The organism is Protofrankia sp. CiT1 (assembly GCF_917627335.1).
Taxonomy (GTDB): domain Bacteria; phylum Actinomycetota; class Actinomycetes; order Frankiales; family Frankiaceae; genus Protofrankia.
Map to the genome: position 1 here is coordinate 2642 of NZ_CAKJTP010000127.1, position 4823 is coordinate 7464.

Below are 4823 nucleotides of genomic sequence, written 5' to 3' on the forward strand. Positions count from 1 at the left end.
AGGTCCCGGCGGTGGCCGGGGAGCTGCCGCGCAGCGGGGAGCTACGCCAGGACGTGGAGATCGACGGTTTGGACGGTGTCTGGCTGCCCGCCATGGACCGCCCGGTCCGGCTTGACGGCGTGGGCTTGGCCGTCGACGTCGACAGCGGCGTTCTGCTCAGCGCCGTGCCGGTGCGTCCCGGCCGCCGGTACACGGTGGTGTCCGCACCGCAGACCATCCCTGACGCAACTGCCCTTGCTGTGTCGCAGCCGGCCACCGACGCCGACGCCGATGCCGCCCGCTACCTGCCGCCCGGCTTGCCCGATTCGGTGCGTGAGGCTGCCCGGCGGGGGTCCGTTGGGAGGATCACCCCATTCCAGCAGGCGTTCGGGCTGGAACAGTACCTTCGCGGCACCTTCAGCTATGACTCGCTTGCGCCGGCTGGTCACACCTACGGACACCTCAACTACTTTCTGACCAGGAGCCAGCGGGGCACCTCCGAACAGTTCGCGACCGTGTTCGCGGTCGCCGCCCGGGTGCTGGGTCTGCCCAGCCGGGTCGTGGTCGGGTTCGCCTTTCCCGGTGGGCCGCGGACAGCGGACGTCCACACCGGCGACGTCCTGGTCTGGCCAGAGATCGACTTCGCGGGTGTGGGCTGGCTGCCGTTCTATCCGACGCCGGAGGAGTCGCGGCGTGGCGGCACTGAGGTCGCCTCCTCGGCATCGGGGGAGTCCAGCGAGCGGGCGCGGCGGGCTGAGGCCGCGGCGGCTGTGCCCGTGCAGTACCCGGCAGCGCCACCATCCGCTCCACCGGTGGTTCGTCACACTTCGTTGCGGGTGTACGTGGGGGTGATCTCCGGTGCTGTCGTGCTCGCCTGTGCCCTCGGCTACCTGGCGGTCGCCGCGGGGTCGCCGGTGGCGCGCCGTCGGCGGGGACGGCGCGCGCGTATCCCCCGGACGCGCGTGGTCGGTGCCTGGCACAGCACACACGACGCCTTGGCGGGCGCCGGCATAGCGATCCCGGCCGCGGCCACCCCGGCTGAGACAGTCGGGATCGCCGCGGCCGGGATCGGCGCCAGCGGCCGGGCGTCGCTGGCGTCCTTGGCGGATCTCGTCACCACGGCGCTGTTCGCCGCGAACGGCATCGGCCCCGCCGAGGCCGACAAGGCCTGGCTGCACGAGAAACAGGTGCGCGCACAGCTGCGGCGGGTCGTGCCGCTGCACCGGCGCATGGCCGGGCGGCTCGCCCCCAGCCAGGTCATCCGGGGGAGGAGATACCGATGATCCCCGGTTACCGGTCCTTCACCGTGATTGCGCACGGTGGGTTCAGCACCGTCTACTCTGCCTATCAGGACCATCTTGACCGCACGGTGGCTATTAAGGTGATTAACGCCGATCTTCGGGACTCCGCCGCGGAACGGCGGTTCACCCGGGAATGCCGGGCAACCGGGCGTCTCACCGGTCACCCGCATATCATCACGATTTTCCAGGCTGGCTCGACGGAGGATCGGCATCCGTTCATCGCCATGCAGTATCTCCCGCGGGGCTCGGTCGCCGACCGGATCCAGCGCAGCGGCCCGATGCGGGCACACGAAGCCCTTCACATCGGTGCGAAAATCGCCGAGGCCATGCACGCCGCGCACGAGGCCAGAATCATCCACCGGGATGTCAAACCCGGCAACATACTGCTCACCGACACCGATGAACCGGTGCTCAGCGATTTCGGCATCGCGAGCCTGGCGGGCTCGGAAACATCCACGAGCCAGGATGCGTTCACGCCGTCCTATACGGCCCCGGAAGTCCTCCAGGGAGAGGAACAGTCGGTCGCAACCGACATCTACGCGCTGGGCGCGACCCTGTTCGCCATGCTGGCGGGCTCGCCGCCGTTCGGATACCGGCCGGGCGACAGCCCGGCCACCATTGTGCTGCGCGTCCTGACTCAGGACCTTCCCGCGTTGCCTCGTGAGCGCGTGCCCGAATCCGTGGAGAACCTGCTGCGGACCGCGCTCGCACGCGACCCGGCACAGCGCCCACAGACCGCCGACGCCTTCGCCGCGGACCTCCGGCACCTCAACGAACGCCTCGGCCACACCGTCCCGCGGATAGCGCCGGAACCGGTCGGTGTGCCGGAGGACGTCGCAGCTGCGGCCGGTGCACCCGGCGTACCCGGCGCGTTTGTGGGTGCCAGGCAGAGCAGCGAAACCGTGGCCGTCCCCGACGCCGTTGCTGAAGCTGTTCCCAACGCGCCCACGCATCCGGACCCGCCGCCACAACCCGCACCGGCCACGCTTGAAGATCATGAACAAGCGGGCCCTGCCGTGGATTCCGATACCGACCGCCGCACGGGCGGTGCGATGCAGGAGATCACCCTGCTCCGGGAAGGCAGACCGGCCCGGCCGGACCCTGGCACAGCGGCATCGGGCCGGGCCGGTAGGCCGCGGCGGGTTCTGGTGCTGCTCGGGGCCACCGCGGCGATCGTCGTGTCACTGGTGGTGATAGCGGTCCTCGCTCCGCGTCGGCCCAACCCGGCGCGCTCCTTGTCAACCTCCGTCAGGACGGCCTCCCCCACGCCATCCCTGGTCACGCCCGCGCCGGTCACCTCCGCCGACATCCAGGCTGCGCGCCCGACTGGTCTACGCGCTGATGACGCTGGAGCGACGGTCACGCTGACCTGGCAGAACGGCTCACGGACCGATACTGATCTGATCGTGCAGACCGCGAACCCCCCGGACGTTCCCCCAGTGCCGGTACAACGGTTGCCCGCCGGCGCGGCCATCATCCAGATTGCTGATCTGGATCCCAGCAAGGGCTACTGCTTCCACGTCGGCCCCGTGCTCTTTGACCCCGTCGGACACAGTCTGATCAAGGCATGGTCGGACTATGTCTGTATCCGCGGCGCCACACCGCCCCCTGCCTGAGCCTGCCGGATAATCAGGCCCAGGCAGGGGGGCGGCTGCTACCTCCGGTAATCCTGCTTTCCGGCACACCCGCATTCGCGTCAGCAAGGAGGGACGTTGAAGTCGGTGTTGTGATAAGGCGGGCCCTGGCCGGGGACGTCGCCATTCCGGAAGTTGTTCGCGACACCGTAGTACTGGCCGTTCCAGGGGCTGCTGGCAATCCTGTACCACCAGCCGTCCGGATTGGCTGACTGGATTAGGGGCTCATATACACGGCACTGCACCTCAACGTAGGCGCCCACCGCGATGCGCGGGCCTTGACCGGAAGCGTTGTGCGGGTTGCTGAATGTCGGAGAGCCAGTGCTGCCGGTTTGTTCGCGGTACGTGGTGGGAGCTGGCGGCGGGGGCGGAGAGGAAGCAGGCGGCTGGGAGGAAGCGGGCGGTTGAACGGGAGTGGGCGGCGGGGACGAAGCGGATGGTTGAACGGGAGTGGGTGACGGGGAGACAGCGGGCGGGGCAGCCGGAGTCGGCTGTCCACCGGCAGGCGGGGCCGTACGGCTCGGGCTGGGGGCTGGTCCGACGACTGGGGTTGGTACCTGGGGCGGGACGGCTGTCGACGGCTGGGAGCGCGGGGCCTGGCGGGGAGCCAGGATCACGTGCGCGGGCAGCGGCTGGGGTGGGGCGGCTGTCGACGGCTGGGAGCGCGGGGCCTCGTGGGGCGGTGTGATCGTCTGCGTGGGCAGCGGCCGAGGTGGGGTGGTGGCGGCGCTGCCGGCGACGTCGGGGGCGTGTTTTTCGATCGGCTGGGCCGAGCCGTCCGGCCGGACCAGGACCGCGTGGGAGCCGCGCTCGTCATTTGCCCAGAGCATCCCGTCCTTGACGAAGACGGTGAGCTTCGCCGGCTCAGGGGTAACGGTGATCGGCGAACTGAACTGCCCCAGGTCGGCTGCGTAGACCAGCAACCGTCCCTTGTCGTTGTCGGGTATGTACACCCGGTTGCCGGCCACCACGGGAGCGCCGAGCTTCCCGGAAGGGTCCTGGGAGCCGAGATCGACCGCGCGGACAGCACCGGCGCCCGGGTCGGCCAGCAGCATCGTGGTCGTCCCGTCGACAATGACGGGGGTGAGATGGCCGTCGACGGACGGCGCCACGAGCAGTTGACGCCCTTGCCCGGCCGGGTCCGGCAGCCGCAGCGCCGGGGCGGGGCGGCCGTCGCGCACGGGTACCAGCGCTGGCGTGGTCGCGTCGACCGCGACCGGCAGCCCGTCTACTATGATCAGTGACAGTCGGTAGCCTGGCCGGGCGACCGTGACCGCTGTTCCCGCTGTGCCGCGGCGAACCGGGACAAGCTGCCCTTTCTCAGGTAAGGCCACCCACAGCGTGCCGTCAGCGGTCAGCCCGGCACCACCGATCGCTGAACCAAAGGAGAGCGGCGCGCCCAGCGGGTCCAGCGTTTTCGGGTCGATCCGCTGGACCCGCTGGGCGACGTGCGCGTCGATGACATATGCCTGGTCCGCGCCCGCGACAACGGTGGTGCCGGTTCCAAAGCCCCGCTGCTCGGCGACGGCCAGCCCGACCGGGTCGATCCGGCTGGTCACGCCGGTGTCGGTGTCGGTGACCAGGACGTTGGGCCCATCCTGGGTGACCGTGAGGTGATGTTCCCTGCCGCCGTTGATGGTCACGCTGGCGTCGGCTCGCCCGGATGGCCCGTTCACATGCGAGATGATCCCCTGGCTGCTGCTGACCAGCCATGCGCCGACGTCCCCCAGCCGCACGACGGCGGAACCCGCGCTCTGCCCCAGCACGATGACCGCCGATCCGCTGGCGAGCAGGAGCGCCAGCGGGACCGCGACCGCTCCGCGTGCCCGTGACCTGGCGAGCCGTGACTCGGCGAACCGTGACAGCAACCGTCGACGGGTTGACCGCTCGCTGCGAGTTCGCCTCATCG

3 protein-coding genes are annotated in these 4823 nt (G+C 70.1%); 2 read left to right on the forward strand and 1 reads right to left on the reverse strand.

Translation table 11 applies throughout. The annotated features are described in order from the left end of the window. Both MJ785_RS16885 and MJ785_RS16890 read left to right on the forward strand, forming a co-directional pair. Positions 1-1262: transglutaminase domain-containing protein (locus MJ785_RS16885; RefSeq protein ID WP_239381719.1), on the forward strand; the 1262-nt coding region annotated here is incomplete at its 5' end. Next, positions 1259-2896: a serine/threonine-protein kinase gene (locus tag MJ785_RS16890; RefSeq protein WP_239381721.1), complete on the forward strand. Its 1638-nt coding sequence runs from the start codon at positions 1259-1261 to the stop codon at positions 2894-2896. The genes MJ785_RS16885 and MJ785_RS16890, both read left to right, overlap by 4 nt. A gap of 80 nt (positions 2897-2976) precedes the next feature. On the opposite strand, the gene MJ785_RS16895 is transcribed toward MJ785_RS16890, so the two are convergent. After that, positions 2977-4823: hypothetical protein (locus MJ785_RS16895; RefSeq protein WP_239381723.1), on the reverse strand; the 1847-nt coding region annotated here is incomplete at its 5' end.

What these genes read in the sequence shown, in the direction of transcription:
- MJ785_RS16890 (WP_239381721.1), top strand. Translation starts at nt 1,259, where the DNA reads ATGATCCCCGGTTACCGGTCCTTCACCGTGATTGCGCACGGTGGGTTC.